The organism is Lysobacterales bacterium (assembly GCA_019634735.1).
In the GTDB taxonomy this organism is placed as follows: Bacteria; Pseudomonadota; Gammaproteobacteria; order Xanthomonadales; family UBA2363; genus Pseudofulvimonas.
The window spans coordinates 179,495-204,775 of sequence record JAHCAT010000005.1; the positions used below are offsets into that span (position 1 = coordinate 179,495).

Genomic DNA, 25,281 nt, shown 5'->3' on the forward strand with positions numbered 1-25,281 from the left:
CCAGCGCAGGTCCTGCGGTTGGTCCCGCTCGTGGATCCCGGCCTCGCCGCGCCGGCAAGGACCCCTATCAATGAAACGCATGCTGATCAATGCCACGCAGCGCGAAGAGCTGCGCGTGGCGATCGTCGACGGCCAGCTCCTCTACGACCTCGACCTTGAACTGCCGTCCCGGGAACAGAAGAAGTCCAACATCTACAAGGGTCGCATCGCCCGGGTCGAACCCAGCCTCGAGGCCGCGTTCGTCGACTACGGCGGCGACCGCCACGGCTTCCTGCCGCTGAAGGAGATCGCCCGGGAGTATTTCGTCCAGGGCGTCGACCCCAACAAGGCGACCATGCGCGAACTGGTCCGCGAGGGCCAGGAGGTCATCGTGCAGGTCGACAAGGAGGAGCGCGGCACCAAGGGTGCGGCGCTGACCACCTTCATCTCGCTGGCCGGCCGCTACATGGTCCTGATGCCGAACAACCCGCGTGCCGGCGGGGTGTCGCGGCGCATCGAGGGCGACGACCGTGCCGCCCTGCGCGAGGCGATGGACCACCTGGAAGTGCCCGACGGCATGGGCCTGATCGTGCGCACCGCCGGAATGGGCCGCGACGCCGAAGAACTGCAGTGGGACCTCGACTACCTGCTGCACCTGTGGAAGGCGATCACCGAGGCTGCGCAGAGCCGTCCAGGGCAATTCCTGATCTACCAGGAGTCGCGCCTGATCATGCGCGCGCTGCGCGACTATCTGCGCCCGGAGATCGGCGAGATCCTCATCGACAGCGAAGAGGTCTACAACGAGGCCCGGGACTTCATGCAGCAGGTGATGCCCGGCAGCCTGCGCAAGTTGAAGCTGTACCAGGAAACGGTGCCGCTGTTCTCCCGTTTCCAGATCGAGACGCAGATCGAGAACTGCTATGAGCGGCAGGTCCGGTTGCCGTCCGGCGGCTCGATGGTGATCGACCATACCGAGGCGCTCACCGCGATCGACATCAACTCGGCACGCGCCACCAAGGGCGCCGACATCGAGGAGACCGCGTTCAACACCAACATGGAGGCGGCCGTCGAGGTCGCACGCCAGTTGCGGCTGCGCGACCTGGGTGGCCTGGTGGTGATCGACTTCATCGACATGGAGTCCGGCCGCCACCAGAGAGACGTCGAGGAGAAGCTCCGCGACGCGCTCCGCCACGACCGCGCCCGGGTCCAGTTGGGACGGATTTCCAAGTTCGGCCTGCTCGAGCTCTCGCGCCAGCGCCTGCGCCCCTCGCTGGGCGAATCCACGCAGATCGTCTGCCCGCGCTGCGACGGCCATGGCCGGATCCGCAGCGTCGAATCGCTGTCCCTGTCGATCCTGCGCCTGGTCGAAGAGCATGCGATGAAGGACAACACCGGCCAGGTCCTTGTCCAGGCGCCGTCCGAGATCGCCAACTTCCTGCTCAACGAGAAGCGCCTCCAGCTCACCGAGATCGAACAGCGACACAACGCGCCGGTGATCATCGTCGCCGACGATCGCCTGGAGACGCCGCATTTCGACATCCAGCGGCTGCGCAGCACCGAGCTGGGCGAATCCAGCGCCCGTCCCAGCTACCAGCGTGTCAGCGTGGCGCCGGCACCGGTCACGCCCGGCTCGCAGGCGCCGCAGAGCGAGGCGGAGCAGCCCATGGTCAGCGGCGTCAGGCCTTCGAGCCCGCCGCCGGTCAAGTTCGAGGAGGACGAACCCACGCCGGCGACGCCTGCTCCGGCATCGGCCCGCAACGCCGTCGAGCCGCGACCGGGCCTGTTCGCCCGGATCGCCCGATTCCTGTTCGGTGGTGGGGAACCCGCCGAAAAGTCCGGCAAGCAGGGACAGGCCGCGCGCAACCGCGGCGCTGGCCAGGGCACGCGCCAGGGCCACGGCCACGCGAGCCACCACCCGCACAAGCCCGCAGCCCGGCCCAAGCGGTCCGGCAGCGGGAAGCGCTCGGGCGGCACCGGCGCCGCAGGTGGTGGCCAGCAGGCCGCCGGCGGCCGCGGCGGGCAGCAACGCCAGGCACAGCAGCCTCCCCGCGCCCCCGTTGCGCAGGCCCAGACGCCGTCGGCACGCGGTGCCTCTCCCGCGCCCACGAAGCCAGCCGATGCCGGCGACACGGACGCTCCCCGCCTGGCGGCCACCGCCATTCCGGCGGCGACGGTCGCGCGTGACGGCGAATTCCCCTCGGCGAATGGCGAGGGTGCCAACCGCAAGCGACGGGGTCGCCGTGGCGGCCGCCGCCGTCGCAAGGGCGAGGCCGGCGGCGAAACCGAGGCCCTGACGCACCTGGCCGACGAGGGCGGGAGCCCGGACCTGGCCGACCCCGCTGGTCGGGCGGATCGCCGCGACGCGGAATCATCGGCTGGGCGCCGATCGCGCGGCGCCGAACCGGACAGCACCGCAATCCTGGCGGCACAGGCGCCGGCTGCGGCGGCTGTCCTGACCCCGCTCCCGGGTCCCGTCCCGACACCGGCGGTCCCGGCGCCGGCCTCGACCCCGACTTCGGATTCGACCCCGGCTACCGCCCCCACCCCCGCTCCGACTCCGACTTCGGCCCCGACTTCGGCCCCGACTTCGGCCCCGACTCCGACTCCGGCTCCGGCTCCGACTCCGACTCCGACTCCGATTCCGACTCCGGCTCCAGCTCCGACTCCGGCTCCAGCTCCGGCTCCAGCTCCGACTCCGGCTCCGACTCCGGCTCCGGCTCCGGCTCCGGCTCCGGCTCCGACTCCGACTCCGGCTCCGGCTCCGGCTCCGACTCCGACTCCGGCTCCGGCTCCGACTCCGACTCCGACTCCGACTCCGGCTCCAGCTCCGACTTCGGCCCCGGCTTCGACTCCAGCTTCGGCTCCGGCTCCGGCTCCCGCTTCGACCCCGGGCTCGGCTTCCAGTCCAGTTGCTGCGCCAGCGCAGGCACCGTTGTTCCGCGATCCCTCGTCCGCACCGTCCCCGATCCGGGACCGCGACGACGATTGATCCGGAGGGCGATCGACTGACGTCCGGCGTCATGGCGTCTGGCCGGACGGTGACCCGCGCTGCGTGGCGCGGGTCGCCGCGTCGCCGGTCGAGTCCGGGACCATCCGGACCGGCGCTGCGCCGAACCCGCCACGCTTCGCGGTAGCCGTTCGCGCCTGCCGCGCTGCGCCGCGACGAAAAGCACCACAGGGTCGGCGGACGATCAGGCCCTTCCCCGGGCATCAGGCAGGTGGGCCGCATGGGTCGGGCTCGCCGGCTTCCGAATGGAGAGCGCTGGCCCGTGCCCTCGCCGGCTGCCTATCGGCCGCGTGAATGCCGGGAAGTCCCCGGCGGAATCTGCTCAGAGGCCGTCGGGCACCACCAGGCCATGGTTCACCAGCATGCTCGCCAGTGCGACGGTGCTGGCGACGCCCAGCTTTTCCAGCACCCGGGTCTTGTGGGTGCTGACGGTCTTTTCGCTTATGTGCAGTTGCTCCGCAATGTCCCGGTTGCAGGAGCCACCCGCCAGCCGCAAGGCGACCTCGAGCTCCCTGCTGGTGAGCAGTTCCACCACCGAACCGCGCCCCCCGGCGCGCAGGCTGCCCAGCGCCATGTCGTTGGCCACGCGCTGGCACAGGTACTTGCGCCCCTCCGACACTTCACGGACCGCGCGCACCAGCTCCTCGGCAGGCGCATCCTTGGTGAGGTAGCCGCTGGCACCGGCCTGGATGAGACGGGTCGGCATGGGCAACTGGTCGATCATCGTCAGCACCAGGATGCGCAGACCCTCGCAAGCGGCAAGCAGGCGCTCGGTGGCCTCAAGGCCACTCATGCCCGGCAGGCGCAGGTCGAGCACGATGACGTCCGGCCGCAGTTTCCGGGCCAGGACCAGGCCTTCCTCGGCACTGCCTGCCTGGCCCACGACATCGACCCCGCCGGCGCTTTCCAGCACCCGGCGACAGCCCTCCCGGATCATCGCGTGGTCATCGATGAGCAGCACCTTGATCATGGCCCCTCCCGGACAATGTGATGCAGACCCCGTTTCCGAACCGCCCGCCGCACCCCCTCGAGTGCGGCACACAGCTTCCAATAAACCCGTTGTCGCTCAGTAGACCCTGTCCATTTTTCAGGGTCAAGTGGGCCGCCGAGGCTCACTGGCGCCGCCCACGGCAGCAGAGTAAGGTCGGGCCCAGCAGCCCGCGAAGCGACACGCTCGCCCTGCCCAGACCTGGGCTGCCACGGAAGGCGGCCCCATCCTTAGAACGGGAGCCCCGACATGTCCGCTGTTGCCGCAAACACCCTCAGAATCGCCAGTTCCCCCATCCGCTGCGTCACCGACGAGGCCAGCCTGACCTGGTGGTGCCACATGCACGGCGATCCGGCGCTTCGCGCCGCATCCGGGGGACGCGACTGTTTCACACCACAGCTGGTGGCCGCGATCGGCCACTGGCAGCAGGGGCTCGCACCGGACCTGAGAAGACACAGCCAGTCCGGGCGACTGCCCCATGTGGTGCTCGCCTCCGACAGCGACGTCTTCAACCTGGGCGGCGACCTCGCCCTGTTTTCGCTCTGCATCCGGACCGGCGACCGCGCCCGGCTGCTGGACTACGCGCGGCAATGCGTGCTGGGCGTGTACAGCTTCCACGCCGGGCTGTCCGCAGGCGCGGACACCATCGCCCTGGTACAGGGCGATGCACTCGGTGGCGGCTTCGAGGCGGCCCTGAGCTGCCACACCATCGTCGCGGAGGATGGCGTCGGCATGGGCCTGCCGGAGATCCTGTTCGACCTGTTCCCCGGCATGGGCGCCTATTCGTTCCTTTCGCGCAGGATCGGCCCGGCACGGGCGGAGCGGATGCTGCTTTCCGGCGACATCCACTCGGCGCAAGAACTGCATGCGATGGGGGTGGTCGACGTGCTGGTGCCACGGGGCGAGGGCCGAGCCGCCGTCGAGGCCATGGTCCGCAGGAACCAGCGCACCGCGCGCGCCCGTGGGGCGATCCAGCAGGTTCGCGAAATCGTGAGCCCGATCGGTCTCGACGAGCTGATGCGGATCACCGAGATCTGGGTGGACACCGCGCTCGCACTCGACGAACGCGCGCTGAGGACCATGGAACGGCTGGTCCGGGCGCAGCAGCGCCGATCGCAGCCGGAGCCGGAAGCGCCGCGCGCTCGCCAACCAGCGGCAGACGACCTGTCGGCGGCCGCCTGCCACTGAGGCTGCGCGGCACGCCGCCGGCCCGGCTGCCGACGTCCGCCCGCCTGCCGGTCAGGCGCGTCCGCCATCCGACGTCGCGGCGACCGCGTCGGCCAGCCCCGACAGCACGGGTGCCAGGCGACGGACGCGACTGCGCAGCGACTCCAGGCGATCGCGCGCCTCGCGCTCGGAGACCCCGGCCGCAAGACCCATGCATTCGCCCGCGGCCACCGCCACGGCGCCCAGCCCCAGATTGCCTGCGACGCCCTTCAACGCGTGGGCCTGATCGCGGAACTCGTCCCAGTGCCGTCCCTGGACCGCGGCGTCCATGCGCTCCAGGCAGCCGTCGATGTCGTTCCTGCAGGCCCGGATGTAGCCCTCGAGAAACCCTGCCCCATCATCGAGCGCGCGAAGCTCCTGGAGCACCATGGGGTCGATCGCCTCCTCGTCCCGGACCGCCGCTCCGATCTCGTTCCGCTGCAATCGCGGTTCGGCGGGCGCCAGCGAGGCGACGGCGTCGAGAAGGCGCGCGGCCAGGACCGGCTTGCCCAGGAACGCCGCGGCCCCGGCCCGCTCGCAGGCGTCGCGCGCGGCGGGCGTCACATCGGCACTCAGCACGATGAAGCTGGTGCGCCTGCGGCGGCCGGCCTGCATGACCCGCGCCTGCTGCAGCACGTCGAGACCACTGACCTCCGGCATGTGCAGGTCGATCACCACAAGGTCGAAGTCGTCCGCGAGCAGTCCCTCCAGGGCCGCTTCGCCGGACCCGACCACGCTGACCTGGTGCCCGGCCCGCTCCAGGATGCGTCGAAGGACGACGCGGTTCGCCTCGTAGTCGTCGGCGATCAGCACGCGCAAGGATCGGACGCGGGCCCGATGACGCACGAAGGGATCGTCGAATGCGATGACCTGCGCGCTGCTTCCGGCAGCGATCGCTGCCTCGGCGCCACTGGCCGGCCCGGGTACCCGCGCCGTCTGCTCCACCTGATCGAACGGAAGGTCGACCCAGAAGGTGGACCCCTCGCCCTCGACACTGCGGTAGGCGATCCGGCCACCCATCGCTTCGGTCAGGCTCTTGGCGATGGTGGTGCCCAGGCCGGTACCCCCGAATCGCCGGGCACGGCCGGCGTCGCCCTGCTCGAAGGCCTCGAAAAGGCGCTGCTGTGCGGCGACCGGAATGCCGACGCCGGTATCGCTCACGCTGAAGCGGACCCACAGGCGGTGGTCGGCCGGATCCTCGAGCCTGCCGACGGACAGCACGACGCAGCCGATGTCGGTGAACTTGACCGCATTGCTCAGGAGGTTGAGCAGGACCTGTCTCAGGTGGTCGGCATCGCCATGAACCTGCGCCGGCACCTGGCCGTCGACCTCGAACGACAGGTCCAGACCCTTGGCAAGGGCCCCTGGGCGGAGCATTCCGACCGCCGACGAGACCAGGGAGGCGACGTCGAAGCGGACACGTTCGATGCGCAGCTTGCCCGCCTCGATCGCGGAGATGTCCAGCACGTCGTCGACCAGGGCCAGCAGGCTCTTGGCGGATGACTCGATGACGTCGGCACACTCGCGCTGCTCGCTGCTGAGCCGGGTTCCGGCGAGCAGCGCGGACATGCCGACGATGCCGTTCAGCGGCGTCCGGAACTCGTGGCTCATGTTGGCCAGGAACCGGCTCTTCGCCTCACTGGCCAGGCGCGCGTCGCGGGTCGCCCGGGTCAGGGTGGCCAGCAGGGACGACAGGTACAGGGGAACGGCCACCAGGCCGACCAGCAGGCCGCCCGCCAGGGCGGCGTTCTCGTGCCAGTAGGGCGTGGCCCAGATCACCGTGGCGAAGGCCACCCCGGCGAACAGGATCGCCTGAGCCAGCGCGCGCCGACCGTAGCGCAGGCCGTTGCCGATGGTCACCCACATGAGCACCACGTACAGCGGCGACCCGGCCTCCCCGAGCAGCACCATCAACGCCCCGGTGCAGCCGTAGTCGGCGAACATGCCGACCGCCCGCCGCGGCGGCGAAGCGCCCGGTCGGGCAAGGATCGCGACGATGATCATCACGCCGACCACCGCCTCGATGCCGACCACGCCGAGGGCGGCGGCCAGCGGAATGCTGCCCTGCCCCTGCAGCCGGTCGACCACCAGCAGATAGGCGACGAATACGCCGGTGATCAGCAGCCGGACGATGGCCTGGCCATGTTCGCTGTCCGGGCGATCGGACAGCCGGCGGCGCAGCTCAGCGACCCGGGCGCGCCAGCCGGACACCGCCGCGGGCCCTTTCAGCCCTCGCCCTCGAGCGGGGCGAAGAACCGCCGGATCTCCTCGGCGCGCTCGGCGTTGTCGAGCAGGGCATCCACCAGACGGGGGTCGAACAGCACGCCACGCTGCTGGCGCAGCCACTCCAGCGCCTGCGCCATCGGCCAGGCGGCCTTGTAGGGCCGGCGCGTGGTCAGGGCATCCAGGACATCGGCCAGTCCGACAATGCGCGCACTGATCGGCGTCTGTTCGCCGATCAGGCCATCGGGATAGCCGCTGCCGTCCCACCGCTCATGGTGGCGGAGGGCGATCTCGGCCGCGAGCTGCACGAAACGGCTGGAGCTCTCCCCGAGGATCTCGCAGCCCAGCCTCGGGTGCTGGCGCATCAGCGCCGTTTCGGCCGGATCCAGGGGACCCGGCTTGTTGAGCAGGCTGTCGGACAGGCTGATCTTGCCGATATCGTGAAGCGGCGCGGCCGCCTCGATCTGCCGGATCTCCTCCTCGGGAAGACCGATCGCCTCGGCGACCAGGGCGGTGTAGCGGGCGATGCGCTCCAGATGGGCGCCGGCATGCTGGTCCCGCGACTCGGTGGCCTTGGCCAGCCGGAACAGGATGTCCCTCTCGCGCTGCTCGGTCTCGTGCTGGCTGGAGATGACCTGCTGTTCCAGGGAGCGCGCCCGACGCTTCACCGATTCGGCCTGTTGCCGGAGCAGCAGCAGGTTGCGGCAGCGCGATCGAAGCTCCCGCGGGCGGATCGGCTTGACCATGAAGTCCATGACGCCGGCGTCCAGCGCCGCCTGGCGCACCGGCTCGTCGCCGACCACGGTGATCAGGATGATCGGCACGTCCCGGTGGGAGAGGTCGCGCCGGAACTGGCGGGCGAACTCCAGCCCGTCCAGGCGCGGCATCCGGTAGTCGAGCAGGACCAGGTCGGGACTGGACTGCTGCGACCACGCCATGGCCTCTTCCGGGTCGCCGAAATCGGCGATCCGGATGTCGGGGCTGATGCCCTCGATGATGTGCCGCAGCATGGTGCGTGCGGACAACTGGTCATCGACGATCAGGACGTTCACGCGCGGCGGTGCCTGGGAGCGGTCCGGGGCGGGTGTCCCGGAGTCCATATGCCCACGACTCTACACCCTGGGCCACCCCCGGCAAAGGCGGGCACCATTGGCGTGTCTCCCGCGACGGTCACCGGGCCTCCGGCCGCAGATAGGGAAACAGCAGCACGTCGCGAATCGAGGCGGAGTCCGTGAACAGCATCACCAGGCGATCGATGCCGATGCCCAGCCCGGCGGTCGGCGGCATGCCGTACTCCAGGGCGCGGATGTAGTCGGAATCGAAGTGCATGGCCTCGTCGTCGCCGGCGTCCTTGGCGCGCACCTGGGCGAGGAAGCGCTCGGCCTGGTCCTCGGGATCGTTCAGCTCCGAGAAGCCGTTGGCCAGCTCGCGGCCGCCGACGAACAGCTCGAAGCGGTCGGTGATCTCCGGGTCGGCGTCATTGCGGCGCGCCAGGGGCGAGACCTCGGCCGGGTAGTCGGTGATGAAGGTCGGCGCCACCAGCGCATGCTCGACGGTCTTCTCGAACACCTCGAGCAGCAGCTTGCCCCAGCCCTCGCCGCCGCGCACCGGGATGCCCAGCCGCCGGCAGTGTCCGGCCATGACTTCACGGTCGCGGATGTCGCCGGACGCGATCCCGGGGTTGGCATCGAGCACGGCCTGCGCCAGCGGCAGGCGCCTGAACGGGCTGCCCAGGTCGATCCGCATGTCCTCCCAGGGCAGCACGGTCGGCTCTTCGCGGTCGGCGAACAGCACCTGCGCCATCGATCGCAGCAGGTCCTCGGTCAGGTCCATGAGGTCGCTGTGCACGGCGTAGGCCTGGTACAGCTCGAGCATCGTGAATTCGGGGTTGTGCCGGGTCGACACGCCCTCGTTGCGGAAGTTGCGATTGATCTCGTAGACGCGCTCGAAGCCGCCCACCACCAGGCGCTTGAGGTACAGCTCGGGCGCCACGCGCAGGTACATGTCGAGGTCGAGCGCGTTGTGGTGGGTCCGGAACGGACGCGCGGTCGCGCCGCCGGGGATGTGGTGCATCATCGGCGTCTCGACCTCCATGAAGCGCCGCTCCGGCGCTTCCAGGAAATCGCGGATGTAGCGGACGATGCGCGAACGCAGCCGGAAGATCTCGCGCGAGCGCTCGGTGACGATCAGGTCGACGTAGCGCTGCCGGAACCGGGTCTCGGTGTCGACCAGGCCGTGCCACTTGTCGGGCAGGGGCCGCAGCGACTTGGTGAGCAGCCTGGCCGATGTCGCCCGCACCGAAAGCTCGCCGGTCCGGGTACGCATGAGCACGCCCTCGACCGCGACCAGGTCGCCGATGTCCCAGCCCTTGAAAGCCTCATAGGCCTCGGCAAGGGTGTCGCGCTGCAGGAACACCTGGACCTCGCCGGTCATGTCGCGCAGCGAGGCGAAGCTGGCCTTGCCCATGATCCGCTTGGCGAGCATGCGTCCGGCGATCCGCACCCGGCGACCCAGGGCATCGAGTGCGGTGGCGTCCCAATGCCCGGCATCGGCGAACGCGGTCTGCAGGTCGCCTGCGAATGCATCGGGCCGGAAATCGTTTGCGAAGGCGACGCCGCCCTGGCGAAGCTCGCGCAGCTTGGCGCGGCGCTCCGCGACGACGTGATTGTCGTCGCCGCCGGCGGGCGACGGGTCACTGTGTCCTGCGTGCATGTCGTTCGTCCTCAGGTGCGGCCAGCACCGGCCTCCAGGCCCATCTTCAGGCTGGCCTCGACGAATTCGTCGAGGTCGCCGTCCAGCACCTTCTGGGTGTCGCTGCGCTCGATGCCGGTACGCAGGTCCTTGATCCGCGACTGGTCGAGCACGTAGTTGCGGATCTGGCTGCCCCAGCCGATGTCGGCCTTGCTGTCCTCCAGCCGCTGCTTCTCGGCGCTGCGCTTCTGGATCTCCTGCTCGTACAGGCGGGCGCGCAGCATCTTCATTGCGCGGTCGCGGTTGGCGTGCTGGCTGCGTTCGGTCTGGCAGGCGGCGACGATGCCGGACGGCACGTGGGTGATGCGCACCGCCGACTCGGTCTTGTTGACGTGCTGGCCGCCGGCGCCGCTCGAACGGTATACATCGGTCTTCAGGTCGGCCGGATTGATCTCGATCTCGATGTTGTCGTCGATCTCCGGCGACACGAAGACCGAGCAGAACGACGTGTGCCGCCGGTTATCGGAATCGAACGGGCTCTTGCGCACCAGCCGGTGCACGCCGGTTTCGGTCTTCAGCCAGCCGTAGGCGTAGTCGCCCTCGATGCGCAGGCTCGCGCTCTTGATGCCGGCGACCTCGCCGTCGGAGACTTCGAGCAGCTCGGTCTTCCAGCCGCGCGATTCCGCCCAGCGCAGGTACATGCGCAGCAGCATGTTCGCCCAGTCCTGCGCCTCGGTCCCGCCGGCGCCGGCCTGGATGTCGACGAACGCCGGCAAGGGATCGGCCTCGCCCGAGAACATGCGCTGGAACTCCAGCTTGCCTACCCGTCCGGCCAGCGTCTCGACATCGGCGGCGACCGATGCGACGCCGTCCTGGTCCGACTCCGCGGCGACCAGATCGAGCAGTTCGCGGCTGTCGTCCAGGTTGGACGCCAACTGGTCGAGTTCGGTGACCACCGCTTCCAGGCGGGCGCGTTCGCGCCCGAGTTCCTGCGCGCGATCGGGGTCGTTCCAGACGTCCGGGTGCTCCAGCTCCCGACTTACTTCCTCGAGGCGTTCCCTGCGGCGGTCGTAGTCAAAGAAACCCCCTGAGCGCGAGCGTGCGCGCCTTCAGGTCGTCGAGACTGGCGTAGATGGGATTGAGTTCCATGAAGGCGGCGTACTTGGCTGTTCGGTAATGAAGGGCGCACCGCCGGTTCCCGGGGAACGGCGCGACACCGTCGAAAGGCAGGGCGGAAACGGGGCGTTGGGCCTTTCCGCGACCGCCGATTCTAATGCAGATGCGGCAACTGCGACCCGTTCGCCGGCGCGCGATCGCGCTCAGCGGCGCCAGAAGCGCCAGCGGTGGCCCGGCTTCCAGAGCCACCGCGCGTCGGGCGCCCGCCAGTCCATGCGGCCGACCTCGCCCGCCGAAACGGCCGCCAGAAGCGCCGACAGCCGCGCATCGGCATCGGCGCGTCCGCGCAGGTCGTGGAGTTCGGCTGCGGCCGCGGCGCCATCGCCACCGAGACCGGCCAGTGCCAGCAACACCGGATCCTCACTGACCAGCATCGCCGGCACACTCGGCGGCGCGGCCGGCAAGGCGCCGGGTCCGAAGAACCACAGCCCGTTGACGGCCGGTTGGCCCCGGGACAGGCGGCGGGCGTTGGCCGGATGGGCGGCCAGCTCGATCTGGGCCTGGCCCAGCAGCGCGCGCCAGTGGCGGCCGGCGTCGTCCTCGGGCCACAGGCCGAACAGGTCTCCGCCCAGCGCGGCCTCGGGCGGCGGCAGGGACGGGAACTCGGCACGTCCCCCGGCGCGGAACGGCCGCAGGTACCAGCGCTGCGGCAGCGGCGCGCTGAGCTCGAAGCCGGCGTCCCCGAACAGCGGCGCAAGTGCCCGCACCAGGGCGGCGGCATCGTCGGCGTCCAGGCCCAGTTCGCCGACGGCCAGCAGCCGCACACTGCCCGGCTCCAGACGGAAGTGTGCGGGGTCGGCTCGCAGCCAGTCGTGGCCCGCGGCATCGCCGGCATCGTGCTGTCGACTCAGGGCCGCAAGCGGCCAGGGTGAACCGGTGGCGCCGAACAGATCGCCGACCTGCGCTTCGATCGGGCCGGCCAGCGCAGGCAATCGGTCGGCACGCCGCAACACGGCCGCGAGGTCGCGCGCCAGCACGCCATCGCCCGGGCGCGCGGGCGCCAGCATCACCAGGTCGCGCTTTGGCGATGCCGGAGCCATTGCCGGGCGGTCGCGCTCAGCCGTAGCTGACCGCGGCGATCTCGTAGCGGCGGGTGCCACCCGGCGTCTGGATTTCCACCGTGTCGCCCTCGTGCTTGCCGATCAGTGCCCGCGCCACGGGAGAGGCCACGGAGATGAGGCCGCGCTTGATGTCGGCCTCGAGCTCTCCGACGATCCGGTAGCGGAGCTCGTCGTTGCTGTGCAGTTCGACCAGCTCGACGCTGGCGCCGAACACGATGCGGCTGCCGGCGTTCAGCTTGGCGACGTCGATGATCTCGGCCAGCGACAGCGCGGACTCCAGCTCCTGGATCCGACCTTCGATGAAGCCCTGCTGCTCGCGGGCAGCGTGGTATTCGGCATTCTCCTTGAGGTCGCCGTGGGCGCGCGCCTCGGCGATCGCGGCGATCACCTGGGGCCGGCGCACGCTCTTGAGGTTCTCGAGCTCGGCGCGCAGGCGGGTGGCGCCCTCGGCGGTCAGCGGGATGCGCTTCATGCGGTCAGTCTCCCGTGCAGTTCCTGCAGCGAATGCACGGTACCCGAACCGGCGTGGTCCAGCGCACCGACCAGCGCGCGGGCGCCGGCCAGGGTGGTCGAGTAGGTGATCCGGTGCTGCAGGGCCTCGCGGCGGATCGAGAACGAGTCGGCGATCGCCTGCTTGCCCTCGGTGGTGTTGACGATGTAGGTGATGTCGCCGTTCTTGATCAGGTCGACGACGTGCGGACGCCCTTCGATGACCTTGTTCACGAACGCGCATTCGACGCCCTGGCCGCGCAGGTAGTCGCAGGTGCCGCGGGTTGCGACCAGAGTGAAGCCGCGCCGGATCAGCTCCCGGGCCAGCGGCAGCAGGCGCGGCTTGTCGCTGTCGCGGACGCTGACGAACACCTGTCCCGGGTCCGGCATGCGGATACCGGCGGCCTCGAGCGAGCGTGCGAAGGCCTCGGCGAAGCTCTCGCCGACGCCCATGATCTCCCCCGTCGAGCGCATTTCCGGCCCGAGGATCGGGTCGACGCCCTGGAACTTGGCGAACGGGAAGATCGCCTCCTTGATGGAGAAATAGGGCGGCACCACTTCGGCACCGGCATCCTGGGCGGCGAGCGTCGCGCCGGCCATGCAGCGCGCGGCGATCTTAGCCAGCGGCCGGCCGGTCGCCTTGGAGACGAAGGGCACGGTCCGTGACGCTCGCGGATTCACCTCGAGCACGAAGATGTCCTCGCCCTGCACGGCGAACTGGGTGTTCATCAGGCCCACCACGTTCAGCGCCCGCGCCATCTCGCGGGACTGGCGGCGCAACTCGTCCTGGATCGCCGGCGACAGCGAATGCACCGGCAGCGAGCAGGAGCTGTCGCCGGAATGCACGCCGGCCTCCTCGATGTGCTCCATCAGCCCGCCGACCATGCTGGCCCCGGACGAGTCCGCGACCAGGTCGACGTCGACCTCGATGGCGTGATCCAGGAAGCGGTCGAGCAGGACCGGGGAGTCGTTGGAGACCTTCACCGCGTCGCGCACGTAGCGGGCCAGGTCGGCGTCGGTATGCACAACCTCCATGGCGCGCCCGCCCAGCACGTAGCTGGGCCGCACCACCAACGGATAACCGACCTCCCGGGCCAGCGCCAGCGCCTCGTCGGCGTTGCGTGCGGTACGGTTCGGTGGCTGCCGGAGGCCAAGCCGTTCGATCAGCTGCTGGAAGCGCTCGCGGTCCTCAGCCAGGTCGATGGAGTCGGGCGAGGTGCCGATGATCGGCACGCCTGCCGCCTCCAGGGCGCGGGCGAGCTTGAGCGGCGTCTGGCCGCCGTACTGGACGATGACCCCCTCCGGCTTCTCGGTCTCGACGACCTCGAGCACGTCTTCGAGGGTCAGCGGCTCGAAGTACAGGCGGTCGGAGGTGTCGTAGTCGGTCGACACGGTCTCCGGGTTGCAGTTGACCATGATCGTCTCGTAGCCGTCCTCGCGGAGCGCGAGGGCGGCGTGGACGCAGCAGTAGTCGAACTCGATGCCCTGGCCGATCCGGTTCGGGCCGCCGCCAAGGACCATGATCTTGCGGCGATCGGAAGGCTCCGCCTCGCACTCCTCGTCGTAGCAGGAGTACAGGTAGGCAGTGGTGGTGGCGAACTCCGCCGCGCAGGTGTCGACGCGCTTGTAGACGGGACGCACGCCGTAGGCGCGACGCAGCTGGCGGATCGCCGCCTCGTCGGTGCCGGTCAGGCGGGCCAGACGGCTGTCGGAGAAGCCCTGGCGCTTGAGCGCGCGCAGGCGGCCGGCGTCGAGGGCGGCCACGCCACCCAGGGCGATGTCCTTCTCGGTGCGCACCAGGTCCTCGATCTCGGCGAGGAACCAGGGGTCGATCCGGGTCAGGTCGTGGATCTCGTCGGACGGCAGGCCGGCACGGAAGGCGTCGGCGACATGGAACAGCCGGTCGGCGCCCGGCTCGCGCATTTGCCTGCGCAGCTCGACCAGGCCGGCCTCGTCGAAGGGCCCGCCGCGCGGCGTCAGCCCATCGACGCCGATCTCCAGCCCGCGCAGCGCCTTCTGCAGCGATTCCTGGAAGCAGCGGCCGATCGCCATGACCTCGCCGACCGACTTCATCTGGGTGGTCAGACGGGCATCGGCCGCGGGGAACTTCTCGAATGCGAAACGCGGGATCTTGGTCACCACGTAGTCGATGCTGGGCTCGAACGAGGCCGGCGTGGCGCCCCCGGTGATCTCGTTGCGCAGCTCGTCCAGGGTGTAGCCGACCGCCAGCTTGGCGGCGACCTTGGCGATCGGGAATCCGGTCGCCTTGGAGGCCAGCGCGGACGACCGCGAGACCCGCGGATTCATCTCGATGACGACCACGCGGCCGGTCTGGGCATTGACGCCGAACTGCACGTTCGAGCCGCCGGTGTCGACGCCGATCTTGCGAAGCACGGCGATCGAGGCGTCGCGCAGGCGCTGGTACTCCTTGTCGGTCAGGGTCAGCGCCGGCGCCACGGTGATCGAGTCGCCGGTGTGCACGCCCATCGGGTCGAGGTTCTCGATCGAACAGACGATGATGCAGTTGTCCGCACGGTCGCGGACCACCTCCATCTCGAACTCCTTCCAGCCCAGCACCGACTCCTCGACCAGCACCTCACCGACCGGTGACAGGTCCAGGCCGCGCCTGACGATCTCCTCGAATTCCTCGCGGTTGTAGGCGATGCCGCCGCCGGTACCGCCCAGGGTGAAACTGGGCCGGATGATGGTGGGATAGCCGACCTCGGCCTGGATCGCCACGGCCTCGTCGAAGCTGCGCGCGACGCGCGCCTTCGGGCACTCCAGGCCGATCTGCGCCATCGCCTGGCGGAACAGCTCGCGGTCCTCGGCCATGCGGATCGCCTCGCGCGAGGCGCCGATCATTTCAACACCGTACTTGTCCAGCACGCCGGCGTCGGCCAGCGCCAGGGCGCAGTTCAGTGCGGTCTGGCCGCCCATGGTCGGCAGCAGCGCGTCCGGCCGTTCCTTCTCGATGATCCGCTCGACGATCCGGGTGTTGATCGGTTCGATGTACACGGCATCCGCCGTGTCCGGGTCGGTCATGATGGTCGCCGGATTCGAGTTGACCAGGATCACCCGGAAGCCTTCCGCGCGCAGCGCCTTGCAGGCCTGGGCGCCGGAGTAGTCGAACTCGCAGGCCTGGCCGATCACGATCGGCCCGGCGCCGATGACCAGGATGGTGCGGATGTCGGTACGGCGTGGCATGGTCAAACGCCCTCGAGGAATTCTGGATCGGGGGACCGGGGACCGGGGACCGGGGACCGGGGCGGCACCTGCCTGAGCAGGGCTTTATGCAGCCGGTAGAGCATCCTGCCCACGGATTCCGCGAGGTCGCGCACCGGCTCGACCTGGCCGTCCTCAGCCAATCCCAACTCCACGGCGAGCTGCAGTTGAGTGAGCAGTTCGGCGGTGGACCCGGACGCGATGGAAACGAATCGCGCGTAGTCGGCCCGAGATTGTCGTGCGTTGCCCTCGGCTATGTTCGACGGGATCGAAACAGCGGCACGCAGAAGCTGCCGGGTCAGCCCGTACCGCTCCTCGGCGGGAAATCGGGCGGAAATCTCGTAGGTCGACTTGGCGAGCTCCATTGCGGCCTTCCAGACCTCGAGCTCCCGGAAATGCGAGGCGCTCAAGTCCGCCCCCCCCGGTCCCCGGTCCCCGGTCCCCGGTCCCGCATCATCGAAACGAACCGATCAAACAACCCCTCAACATCGCGCGGCCCCGGGCTGGCCTCGGGATGGCCCTGGAAGGAGAACGCCGGGGCGTCGGTAAGGGCGATGCCCTGGTTTGAGCCGTCGAAAAGGGAGCGGTGGGTGACCCGGACGTTTGCCGGCAGGCTGGACTCGTCGATCGCGAAGCCGTGGTTCTGGCTGGAAATCATCACCTTGCCGGTGTCGAGATCCTGGACCGGGTGGTTGGCGCCGTGGTGGCCGAACTTCATCTTGAGCGTGCCGGCACCGGCGGCCAGCCCCAGGAGCTGGTGACCCAGGCAGATCCCGAACAGCGGCACGCGCGCGTCCAGGAACCGCCGGATGGCGGCGATCGCGTAGTCGCAGGGCGCCGGATCGCCGGGACCGTTGGAGAGGAACACGCCATCCGGCGCCAGGGCGAGCACGTCCGCCGCCGCGGTCGTCGCCGGCACCACGGTGACCCGGCAGCCCCGATCCACCAGCAACCTCAGGATGTTGTGCTTGACGCCGAAATCGTAGGCGACCACGTTGTAGCGGCCTTCTCCCCGGCGTGCAGCGCCGCGGTCCAGATCGAAGCTGCCTTCGAGCCAGGGGTAGGCAGCGCCAGTGCTGACCTCGCGCGCCAGATCCATCCCGGCCAGACCGGGAAATGCGCGCGCCTGCGCCAGGGCGGACTCGACGTCCTCGACTTCGGCGCCGGTCACGATGCAGCCGGACTGCGCGCCCGTCGTGCGCAGGATCCGGGTCAGGCGCCGGGTGTCGATATCGGCGATCGCCACGACGCCCTGCCTCGTCAGCCACGCCTGGAGGCTTTCCCGGGATCGCCAATTGCTCGCGACGCGGGCGGCGTCGCGGATCACCAGGCCTGCAGCGTGGGCCGACGTCGACTCGGCATCGTCCGGGTTGCAGCCGACATTGCCGATCTGCGGGAAGGTCAGGGTGACGATCTGCCGGGCGTAGGAGGGATCGGTGAGGATCTCCTGGTAGCCGCTCATCGCCGTGTTGAAGACGACCTCGCCGACCGCCGGTCCGGCGGCACCGATGGCGCGCCCCCGGAACACGGAGCCGTCGGCGAGAACCAGGAGGGCTGGGTGGGTCACGGCTTCGCCTTGTTTCGGGTGCGAGTCGGTACGCGGCCCTCCGTCGGGAGGTCCGTGGGCGTTGGTCAAGGGTGGAGGGATTGTAGGGCGGCTGCCGGGGGCTGTCACCCGTTGCCGCACTGGCATTCAGGATTCCGGCCGGGGCGGCAGGGCGTCGGCCAGCTCGTAGCGGCCGGGCGGCTGGCCGACCAGCCAGCGTGCGGCGTGCAGAGCGCCGCGGGCGAACACCGCCCGGTCGCCCGCGCGGTGACCGAGCTCGATCCGCTCCCCTGGCCCTGCGAGCACCACCTGATGGTCGCCGACGATGTCGCCGGCGCGGATCACCGCGAAGCCGATCCCGGCATCGCCGCGGCCCGGGTCGGCCCTCACCGCGGCCTCGTCGAGCACCCGTCCGCGCGCCCGCGCGATCGCCCTGGCCAGGATCAGGGCCGTACCCGAGGGCGCATCCCGCTTGCCGGCATGGTGGGCCTCGGAAATGCTGGCGGACCACGCCGGCAGGCGAGCAGCAGCCTCCCGTACCAGTCGTTCCAGCACCACGATTCCCAGCGAAAAATTGGCCGCCCAGAGCACGGGGATGGACTGCGCTGCGCGATCCATCGCCGCCACCTGGCGTTCGTCAAGGCCGGTCGTCCCGGACACCAGCGCCACGGCGCGATCGACGCACCAGGCCAGCATCGGATCGAAAGCCTGCGCATGGCTGAAATCGATCACCACCGAGGGCCGGCCACCCTCCCCGAGCCGGGTCAGGGCCAATGCCGGCCAATCCGGTCCGGCCGGCTGACCCAGGCGACCGGTGCGGCCTCCCGTCCAGGCGGCGACCACCGGATCGCCGCTGGCCGCAGCCTGCGCCAGCAGGGCAAGGCCCATGCGCCCCCCCGCACCATGCAGGCCGACAGCCACTCCGGCCTCATGCGCATCGACTGGCATATCGGTCGCTCCTGCGTCGAACCGGATCATTGTCACGGCCCGGCAGGAACGGCACAAGGCAAATCCTCACTCTGGTCCCGTCCGACGCTACACTTACTGGCAACGTAGCCAAGGGGGCATACTTCCACATGGCAATCAACAGGCTCCACCCGAGCTCGCGCCACAGGGCTGTCCCGCTGTGGTCGCTCGCACTGCTCGGCGCAGGCATATCCGCAGCCGGCGCTGCCGACCCGCACGCGGTTTCCCTGCAGCAGGGCATCCTTCCGCTGCCCGCCGAGATTGCGGCGCCCGCGCGCTCCGTCTCGGAAGCGGACCAGCCCCTCGCCCGGCCAGGCATCCGCTTCGAGCGGACCGTCTCGATCGCCGCCGACGGCACCCCGGTCTACGGCTGCCGGCAGAGCGGCGGCCACGACTTCAGGGCGCCGCGGCAACGCGAGCATGGCGAGGAGCAGCAGCGATGAATCACCTCGCGAGGTCCTTGTTCGCCGCGGTCGGCCTGCTGTTCGCCCTGTCCGCATCGGCGCAGATCGTGCTCCAGCCCGGCGCCACCTACTCCCTGGAGATGTCGCCCAACAGCCTGCTGACCAACACCTGGGTGGAAGTCCCGGAACAGTCCCGCCAGCTGATCATCGAGCTCCGCCCGATCGGCAGCGGCAATGTCGACCTGATGACACGCTACGGCTCACCCTTCCCTTTCGAGGGTAATGCCGGGACCTTCGGCGGGCTCGACTGGCTGATGGAGCACGCCCACTATCGGTCGTTCAGCAGAGGGGGAGACCACAGGATCACCGTGACGCGCGCGCAGCCGATCCCTCTGCGTGCGGGACGCTGGTACGTCTCGGCCCTGAATGTGTCGAACCAGCAGGTCGCGCTGACGCTGCGCGTGTCCCTGCTCGACACCGAGCCTGGTCCCGTGCAGTTCCAGACCGTCTTCAACGACGAGGACGCCTGCGCCGCCAACGGCGCCACCGCCGCCCCCTGGACCGATCCGACGCCGGCAACGCCGGTGGCCGGCAACTTGGGTACCACGCTGGGGCAGCAGCGCCTGATCGCCTTCAACCGGGCGGCCACCCTGTTGGGCGAGCAGCTGCGCGGCACGGCGCCCGTACGGATCCTGGCCTGCTGGAAGGATCTCGGCGGCACCGCGTCGGATGCGGTACTGGCATCCGCCGGGCCGGAGTGGGTGTTCCGCGACGAGGGCCTGTTCGCCGCCACGGGACAACAGAACCGCTGGCGCTGGCAGCAGCCGTCGCTACCCAGCAGCTACACCTGGTACACGTCGGCGGCCACCGCGCAGCTCAGCGGCACCGATGCCTGTCGCACCACTTTCAGGGGTTGCGACGACTTCGACATCTATGTCCAGTTCAACACCGCTGTCGACGGCAACACAGTGCTGGGCAGCAGAAGATTCCACTATGGCCTCGACGCCGCCCCCGGGCCGGGCGGAAACCTGGACTTCATCGGTACCGCGATGCACGAGGTGACGCATGGCCTGGGCTTCCTCGCGCTCATCAATTTCGATCCGGCACAGGGCCCGATCGGCGAAAAGCTGCGGGTCCGCTTCCCGGACGGTACGCTCGACGAGCCGGGACACAACGACGCGTTCAGCGATCAGCTCGCCTGGGTCGACGGCAACACCGTCACCGAGTTCAACCGCCTGACACTGGCGCAACGCATCCAGGCCATGATCTCCCGCTTCAACCTGCGCTGGTTCGAGGCGCAGGCGGTGACCTCGCCGCAGAACAACCTGCGTCTGCAGCCCTATCCGCTCAACCTCCCGCCGGTGTATACCCCGACGGACCTGCAGCCGGGCTCATCGGTCTCCCACCTCGATCCGGACATGACCCCCAGCCTGATGGGGCCGAACATCCGCAACGGGATCCGGGATCTCGGGCTGGCAGGCGAGGTGCTCGGCGCGGTGGGGTGGAGCGACACGCCACGGCCGGCCCGCGTGCATCCGATGCCGTTCGGTGGCCAGTGGTTCGATCCCGCCCGCAACGGGCATGGCCTCGACATCTACCGGGTCGAGGGCAATCCGGACACCTACCTGCTCACGCTGTACACCTTCGACGCCAACGGACTCCCCGAGTGGTATCTGACCATCGGCCGGATCGTCGACGGCGTGTTCCGCCCCGGCAACGACGCGAACGGCAACAGCCTGTGGCGGACCCGGTATCTGTTCGGGCCGCCGCCGTCCCAGGTCGCCGATAGCTCGGTCCGAGGGCAGATGCGGATCGACTTCAATGCCGACCAGGCGGAGCGGGCGCCCGCCTGCAACGACGGCACCGGCCGCAACGGTCCGCTCGCCCTGATGACCTTCCAGATCGGAACCACGCCCCCCCTGCGCTGGTGCCTCACCCAGATCGTGGCCGAGGCCGACCGTCCCGTCGGCGACCGCACCGGGCACTGGGCGGCAGCCGCCCTCCAGGATCGTGGATGGGGGTTGACCACCCTGAACTTCCTGAGTCCGGCCGGCCACGGTCTGTTCACCATCCTCTATTTCCCGGACAGCGAAGGGCGTCCGCGCTGGGCGGCGGCGCAGACCAACGACTTCCAGCCTGGACAGACGCAGCCGCTGTTCCAGATACAGGGCTATTGCCGGACGTGTCCGATGCCAGCCGGTGGCACAACGCCCGTGCAGATCGGCGAACTGCGCATCGATGCTGGCAGCGACGGCAGCGGCAGCGCCCAGTTCACGGCCCGGTTCCAGGGCGCCGGCAACAGCGAGTTCATCCGGGGCAGCCTGCCCCTGACCCGCCTGGGCGGCTCGGCCCCCGCGGGCGACTGAGGGCCAGGCCGGCCCCGACCGACAGCACCCATCGCCGCCCTGCCCGAACCGGCAGGTGCGGTCGGTGGGGCAGCAGGCCGGATGCCGGCTGCCCAGGGCGCGGAAAGGTGTTCAGGCCAGACGCGCCGCGAGCGCCGTGGCGAAACTGCCGGTGCTGCCCTGGCCACCAAGATCGGGGGTGACGCCCTCCCCGGCCGCGAGCACCTCGCGGATCGCCGTGCGCAGGCGCGCGCCCTGTCCAGGTTGCCCCAGATGGTCCAGCATCATCGCCGCGGCCAGCAGCAGGGCGCAGGGATTGGCGACGCCCTTGCCGGCGATGTCCGGCGCCGAACCATGCACGGCCTCGAAGATCGCCGCCTCGGCGCCGATGTTCGCGCCCGGCGCCAGGCCGAGTCCGCCGACCAGGCCAGCGCACAGGTCGGAGATGATGTCCCCGAACAGGTTGGTGGTGACGATCACGTCGAACTGCTCCGGATCCATCACCAGCTGCATGCAGGTGTTGTCGACGATCATCTCGCGGCACTCGATCTGCGGATACTCCCGGGCGATCTCGCGCGCCACGTTCAGGAACAGCCCGGACGTGGTCTTCATGATGTTGGCCTTGTGGACCACGGTCACCTTGCGCCGGCCGGTCGATCGGGCCAGCTCGAACGCGTAGCGCACGATGCGCTCGGAACCTCGACGGGTCACCCTGATCAGCGACTGCGCCGACTGGCCGTCCGGCGACAGCACCTGTCCTTCGGCGCCGTAGGCCCCTTCGGTGTTCTCCCGGACGGTGATGATGTCGATGCCTTCGTAGCGCGCCCGCGTGCCCGGGAAGGTGATGGCGGGACGGACGTTGGCATACAGATCGAAACGCTTGCGCAGCTCGACGTTGATCGAGCTGAAGCCCTCGCCGACCGGCGTGGTCAACGGTCCCTTCAGCGCCACCCGGTGCCGGCCGATCGCCTCCAGCGTCGCGGCGGGCAGCAGGCTGCCCTGGGATTCCAGGGCCGACATGCCCGCCTCGACGAACTCGTACTCGAGGCCGCACCCCAGCGCGTCGAGCACGTGCAGGGTGGCGTCCATGATCTCGGGGCCGATTCCGTCACCCTTGATGACGGCGATGGTGTGCGACATGGGATTCTCCGGGAAGGGGCGGCGACCACGGTCGGCCAGGGGCGGGCCCGGGGCGGGCCGGCCACCGGCCCGGGGCCAAGCCGCGCATTATGGCGCAAGCCGCTGGCCCGGCCCAGCGCGCCCGACGCGTGGAGTCAACCGTCCGGCGCGCCGGCTGCCGTGGCGACGTCGGCCTGTTCCAGGGTGTCCAGGTAGTCGACGGCACGGCGCAGGTGAGGGATGACGATGCTGCCACCCACCACCAGGCCGACCGAGAAGACCTCGAAGAAGGCGTCGCGGTCGACCCCGGCCTCCCGGCACTTGCCGATGTGGTAGGCGATGCAGTCGTCGCAGCGCAGCACCAGCGAGGCCACCAGGCCCAGCATCTCCTTGGTGCGGACGTCCAGCGCACCTTCGCGGTAGGTCTGTGTGTCGAGCGCGAAAAACCGGCGCACGACCTGGTTGTCGTGCTCCAGGATCCGCTCGTTCAGGCGCTTACGGAACGCCGCGAAAGCCTCGGGACGGCCGCTCACGGCTGGCCCTCGAGGATCCGCGCGAGCGCGCCGCTGCGGTCGGCGGCGACCAGGTCGTCGAAACCTCCGATGTGGATGTCGCCGAAAAAGATCTGCGGCACGCTGGTGCGCTGGCTCCGCTCCACCATTTCGCGGCGGCGCTCGGCGTCGAGGTCCACGCGCACCTCCTCGTAGCCGATCCCCTTGCTGCGCAGGAGGTTCTTGGCGGCCACGCAGTACGGGCAGATGGCGGAGGTGTAGAGCAGGGCGGTCGGCATGGCGGACGATCGGCGGTCGTACCAGGGCCGCACAGCATACCGGCAGCACCGGGGTTCCTGCCGGTCCGCGGCCGCCGGCCGGCCGGCCCGATCAGATGCAGCTGGTCGGCCTCGGCAGTCCGGCGTAGCGGGCCGCCTGCTTGGCCGGCCCCTGCGGAAACAACCGGTACAGGACCCGGCTCTCGGCGCGTTCGGCACCCAGCGACAGGGCCAGCTCCCGGACCAGCACCCGCATCGGCGGGCTCTTGCCGTGCCGGCCGTGCCAGTCGCGCAGGAAATCGATGACCTGCCAGTGGGCGGGCGACAACTCGATGCCGTCGGCGGCCGCCATGGCGCGGGCCAGACCGGCGTCCCACCCCGCCGGGTCGAGCAGGTGTCCCGCGGCATCGACGGCCACCCGGCGCCCCGCCATCTCGAGCACCCCGGCGCCGGCGCCCGCATGAACCGCTGCGAACCGCGCGGAACCCGGCTCCCTCGCCCTGGTCGGTGCAGGCCCGGCCACCGGTTATGATCCTGTCGTGCGAATCGTCATCGTGCTCATTGTAGGCCTGCTCGCCGCCGTCGGCGGCGCCGGCGCCGTCCGCGGCCAGGCCAGCGTCAACCTCCCCGACCTGGGCTCTTCCGCCGAGGCGATCGCCTCTCCGCAGGAGATGCGCCGGTTCGGCCGGCAGATGCTCGGCTCGTTCCGCCAGGCCGGCCTGCTGTTCGACGACCCCCTGCTGGACGAGTACATCGAGGCCCTGGGCTTCCGGCTGGTCGCCCACGCCAATCGCCCCGACCACCACTTCCGGTTCTTTCTGATCCGGGACGGCACGGTCAATGCGTTCGCAGCGCCCGGTGGCTACATCGGCACCTACGCCGGCCTGGTCATGATGACCGAGTCGGAAGACGAACTCGCCGCGGTGATCGCGCACGAAATCGCCCACATCACGCAGAACCACGCGCTGCGCGGCTACGAATCGGCCAGCAAGGCATCGATCCCGATCATGATCGGCATGCTGGCGGCACTGGTCGCCGCCAGCCAGGCCGGCGGCGCACAGGCCGGCGAAGCAGCACAGGCCGCGATCGTCAGCGGCATGGGCCTGATGCAGCAGTTGCAGATCAACTACACGCGCAGCAACGAATACGAGGCCGACAGGATCGGCATCCAGACGCTTGCCCAGGCGGGTTTCGATCCGCTGGGCATGGCCGACGTGTTCGGCCGGATGGGTCGCCAGGCACGCAACTACGGTCTGTCGCCGCCGGAGATCCTGCGCACCCATCCGTTCGAATCGAGCCGGATCGCGGAGGCGAAGGCCCGGGCCGATGAGGCGGCGCGGCGCAACGAGCGGATCCTGCCCCCGGATCCTGCCGGGCAGCGCTCGCTGGACAACCGGTTCGAGCTGTTCCGCGAACGCATGCGCGTGCTGCTGGCGCCCCGTGGCGAGAACCAGCTGCTACGCTACCGCGAGCGGGTGGCGCGGGCGCCCGAAGACCCCTTCCAGCGCTACGGACTGGCCCTGGTGCTGGCCCGGCTGGAGTCCTGGCGCGAAGCCGAGGAGCTCGCCCAGGCGCTGCTCGACGACCACCCCGACACGCTGGCCTTCTCGCTGCTTGCGGCCGACATCGAGGGCCGCACCGGGCGCGAGCCGGCGGCACTGGCGCGCTACCGGTCCCTGGACGAGCGCCACCCCGGCCGCGCCGCCGTGCTGGCGCCTTACGCTGAGCTGCTGCTGCGCAACGGCGACGCCGACCAGGCCAGGATCGCTGCCCGCCTGCTCCGGCCGCTGATCGACCGCGACACCGACCACGCCCAGCTCTACGCTTTGATCGGGCGGGCCTACGAGCTCGCCGGCGAGCAGATCAGGGCGGCCGAGGCCCATGCCCTGTCGGCCGCCTACAACGGACGCTTCGAGGATTCCATGGTGCAGTTCGAACGCCTGCAACGCCGCGACGACCTGGACTACTACCAGCGCGCCAGGATCGAGGCGCGGATCACCGAGCTGACGCCGATCGTGCTGGAGGTGCGCCGGCGGGGGATCCGCGGTACCGGATGAGGACGGCGCGGCGCACCCGGCGCCGCAGCCGGG

At 70.0% G+C, this 25,281-nt stretch carries 20 protein-coding genes; 5 read left to right on the forward strand and 15 right to left on the reverse strand.

Annotation, left to right across the window (positions count from 1 at the left end):
- Positions 1-70: 70 nt before the first annotated feature.
- Positions 71-2,968, forward strand: a complete 2,898-nt coding sequence (locus KF823_06930; GenBank protein MBX3725637.1) for an Rne/Rng family ribonuclease — start codon at positions 71-73, stop codon at positions 2,966-2,968.
- A gap of 340 nt (positions 2,969-3,308) precedes the next feature.
- Here the strand turns inward: KF823_06930 and KF823_06935 are convergent, their stop codons facing one another.
- Positions 3,309-3,956: a response regulator transcription factor gene (locus KF823_06935; protein MBX3725638.1), complete on the reverse strand. Its 648-nt coding sequence runs from the start codon at positions 3,954-3,956 to the stop codon at positions 3,309-3,311.
- Between the two features lie 267 nt (positions 3,957-4,223).
- On the opposite strand from KF823_06935, the gene KF823_06940 reads away from it, so the two are divergent.
- Positions 4,224-5,162 (forward strand): crotonase/enoyl-CoA hydratase family protein, encoded by a 939-nt coding sequence (locus tag KF823_06940; protein MBX3725639.1) that lies wholly within the window; start codon positions 4,224-4,226, stop codon positions 5,160-5,162.
- 51 nt (positions 5,163-5,213) lie between these two features.
- Here the strand turns inward: KF823_06940 and KF823_06945 are convergent, their stop codons facing one another.
- From KF823_06945 to dapB, 10 genes are all read right to left on the reverse strand, one after another.
- Positions 5,214-7,361 (reverse strand): response regulator, encoded by a 2,148-nt coding sequence (locus KF823_06945; GenBank protein ID MBX3725640.1) that lies wholly within the window; start codon positions 7,359-7,361, stop codon positions 5,214-5,216.
- Positions 7,362-7,405: 44 nt separating this feature from the next.
- Positions 7,406-8,503: a two-component system response regulator gene (locus tag KF823_06950; protein MBX3725641.1), complete on the reverse strand. Its 1,098-nt coding sequence runs from the start codon at positions 8,501-8,503 to the stop codon at positions 7,406-7,408.
- Positions 8,504-8,573: 70 nt separating this feature from the next.
- Positions 8,574-10,115 carry a lysine--tRNA ligase gene (gene lysS / locus KF823_06955; GenBank protein MBX3725642.1) on the reverse strand — a complete coding sequence of 514 codons (1,542 nt, stop codon included), beginning with the start codon at positions 10,113-10,115 and terminating at the stop codon, positions 8,574-8,576.
- Positions 10,116-10,126: 11 nt separating this feature from the next.
- Positions 10,127-11,243 (reverse strand): peptide chain release factor 2 gene (prfB, locus tag KF823_06960; protein ID MBX3725643.1). Its coding sequence is split into 2 segments (ribosomal slippage): positions 10,127-11,170 and positions 11,172-11,243, totalling 1,116 coding nucleotides; the frame shifts between segments, so codons are not numbered across the junction.
- A gap of 170 nt (positions 11,244-11,413) precedes the next feature.
- A complete protein-coding gene (locus tag KF823_06965; protein MBX3725644.1) occupies positions 11,414-12,310 on the reverse strand; it encodes a phosphoglycerate mutase in 897 nt (298 codons plus the stop codon).
- 16 nt (positions 12,311-12,326) lie between these two features.
- Positions 12,327-12,803, reverse strand: coding sequence for a transcription elongation factor GreA (gene greA, locus KF823_06970; protein MBX3725645.1), 477 nt, complete (start codon positions 12,801-12,803; stop codon positions 12,327-12,329).
- Positions 12,800-16,024 (reverse strand): carbamoyl-phosphate synthase large subunit, encoded by a 3,225-nt coding sequence (gene carB, locus KF823_06975; GenBank protein ID MBX3725646.1) that lies wholly within the window; start codon positions 16,022-16,024, stop codon positions 12,800-12,802. Before carB ends, greA begins: the two co-directional genes overlap by 4 nt.
- 2 nt (positions 16,025-16,026) lie before the next feature.
- Complete coding sequence (locus KF823_06980) at positions 16,027-16,452, reverse strand: four helix bundle protein (GenBank protein MBX3725647.1); 426 nt, start codon at positions 16,450-16,452, stop codon at positions 16,027-16,029.
- Positions 16,449-17,609, reverse strand: coding sequence for a glutamine-hydrolyzing carbamoyl-phosphate synthase small subunit (gene carA / locus KF823_06985; protein MBX3725648.1), 1,161 nt, complete (start codon positions 17,607-17,609; stop codon positions 16,449-16,451). Before carA ends, KF823_06980 begins: the two co-directional genes overlap by 4 nt.
- 126 nt (positions 17,610-17,735) lie before the next feature.
- Entirely contained in the window at positions 17,736-18,536 is an 801-nt protein-coding gene (gene dapB, locus KF823_06990; GenBank protein MBX3725649.1) for a 4-hydroxy-tetrahydrodipicolinate reductase, read from the reverse strand.
- Between the two features lie 128 nt (positions 18,537-18,664).
- Here dapB and KF823_06995 point away from each other — a divergent pair, with 128 nt between their 5' ends.
- A complete protein-coding gene (locus KF823_06995) occupies positions 18,665-18,997 on the forward strand; it encodes a hypothetical protein (protein ID MBX3725650.1) in 333 nt (110 codons plus the stop codon).
- Positions 18,994-21,324: a hypothetical protein gene (locus tag KF823_07000; GenBank protein MBX3725651.1), complete on the forward strand. Its 2,331-nt coding sequence runs from the start codon at positions 18,994-18,996 to the stop codon at positions 21,322-21,324. Before KF823_06995 ends, KF823_07000 begins: the two co-directional genes overlap by 4 nt.
- A 111-nt stretch (positions 21,325-21,435) precedes the next feature.
- Here the strand turns inward: KF823_07000 and KF823_07005 are convergent, their stop codons facing one another.
- From KF823_07005 to KF823_07020, 4 genes are all read right to left on the reverse strand, one after another.
- Entirely contained in the window at positions 21,436-22,443 is a 1,008-nt protein-coding gene (locus KF823_07005) for an isocitrate dehydrogenase (GenBank protein ID MBX3725652.1), read from the reverse strand.
- A gap of 134 nt (positions 22,444-22,577) precedes the next feature.
- On the reverse strand, positions 22,578-22,955 hold the full coding sequence (locus KF823_07010) for a carboxymuconolactone decarboxylase family protein (GenBank protein ID MBX3725653.1): 378 nt from the start codon (positions 22,953-22,955) through the stop codon (positions 22,578-22,580).
- Entirely contained in the window at positions 22,952-23,212 is a 261-nt protein-coding gene (gene grxC, locus KF823_07015; GenBank protein MBX3725654.1) for a glutaredoxin 3, read from the reverse strand. Before grxC ends, KF823_07010 begins: the two co-directional genes overlap by 4 nt.
- A gap of 91 nt (positions 23,213-23,303) precedes the next feature.
- Positions 23,304-23,624, reverse strand: a complete 321-nt coding sequence (locus tag KF823_07020) for a TusE/DsrC/DsvC family sulfur relay protein (GenBank protein ID MBX3725655.1) — start codon at positions 23,622-23,624, stop codon at positions 23,304-23,306.
- A gap of 106 nt (positions 23,625-23,730) precedes the next feature.
- Between KF823_07020 and KF823_07025 the strand changes: the two genes are divergently transcribed.
- Entirely contained in the window at positions 23,731-25,248 is a 1,518-nt protein-coding gene (locus tag KF823_07025) for a M48 family metallopeptidase (GenBank protein ID MBX3725656.1), read from the forward strand.
- The last annotated feature ends 33 nt before the right edge of the window (positions 25,249-25,281 follow it).

Excerpts from the sequence above, each read along its gene's own strand:
- KF823_06930 (MBX3725637.1), top strand. The coding sequence starts at position 71 with ATGAAACGCATGCTGATCAATGCCACGCAGCGCGAAGAGCTGCGCGTG.
- KF823_06940 (MBX3725639.1), top strand. The coding sequence starts at position 4,224 with ATGTCCGCTGTTGCCGCAAACACCCTCAGAATCGCCAGTTCCCCCATC.
- lysS (MBX3725642.1), bottom strand. The coding sequence starts at position 10,115 with ATGCACGCAGGACACAGTGACCCGTCGCCCGCCGGCGGCGACGACAAT.
- grxC (MBX3725654.1), bottom strand. The coding sequence starts at position 23,212 with ATGCCGACCGCCCTGCTCTACACCTCCGCCATCTGCCCGTACTGCGTG.
- carB (MBX3725646.1), bottom strand. The coding sequence starts at position 16,024 with ATGCCACGCCGTACCGACATCCGCACCATCCTGGTCATCGGCGCCGGG.
- greA (MBX3725645.1), bottom strand. The coding sequence starts at position 12,803 with ATGAAGCGCATCCCGCTGACCGCCGAGGGCGCCACCCGCCTGCGCGCC.
- dapB (MBX3725649.1), bottom strand. The coding sequence starts at position 18,536 with ATGCCAGTCGATGCGCATGAGGCCGGAGTGGCTGTCGGCCTGCATGGT.
- KF823_06965 (MBX3725644.1), bottom strand. The coding sequence starts at position 12,310 with ATGGCTCCGGCATCGCCAAAGCGCGACCTGGTGATGCTGGCGCCCGCG.
- KF823_07000 (MBX3725651.1), top strand. The coding sequence starts at position 18,994 with ATGAATCACCTCGCGAGGTCCTTGTTCGCCGCGGTCGGCCTGCTGTTC.
- KF823_06995 (MBX3725650.1), top strand. The coding sequence starts at position 18,665 with ATGGCAATCAACAGGCTCCACCCGAGCTCGCGCCACAGGGCTGTCCCG.
- KF823_06935 (MBX3725638.1), bottom strand. The coding sequence starts at position 3,956 with ATGATCAAGGTGCTGCTCATCGATGACCACGCGATGATCCGGGAGGGC.
- KF823_06950 (MBX3725641.1), bottom strand. The coding sequence starts at position 8,503 with ATGGACTCCGGGACACCCGCCCCGGACCGCTCCCAGGCACCGCCGCGC.
- KF823_07005 (MBX3725652.1), bottom strand. The coding sequence starts at position 22,443 with ATGTCGCACACCATCGCCGTCATCAAGGGTGACGGAATCGGCCCCGAG.
- KF823_07020 (MBX3725655.1), bottom strand. The coding sequence starts at position 23,624 with ATGGCGGGGCGCCGGGTGGCCGTCGATGCCGCGGGACACCTGCTCGAC.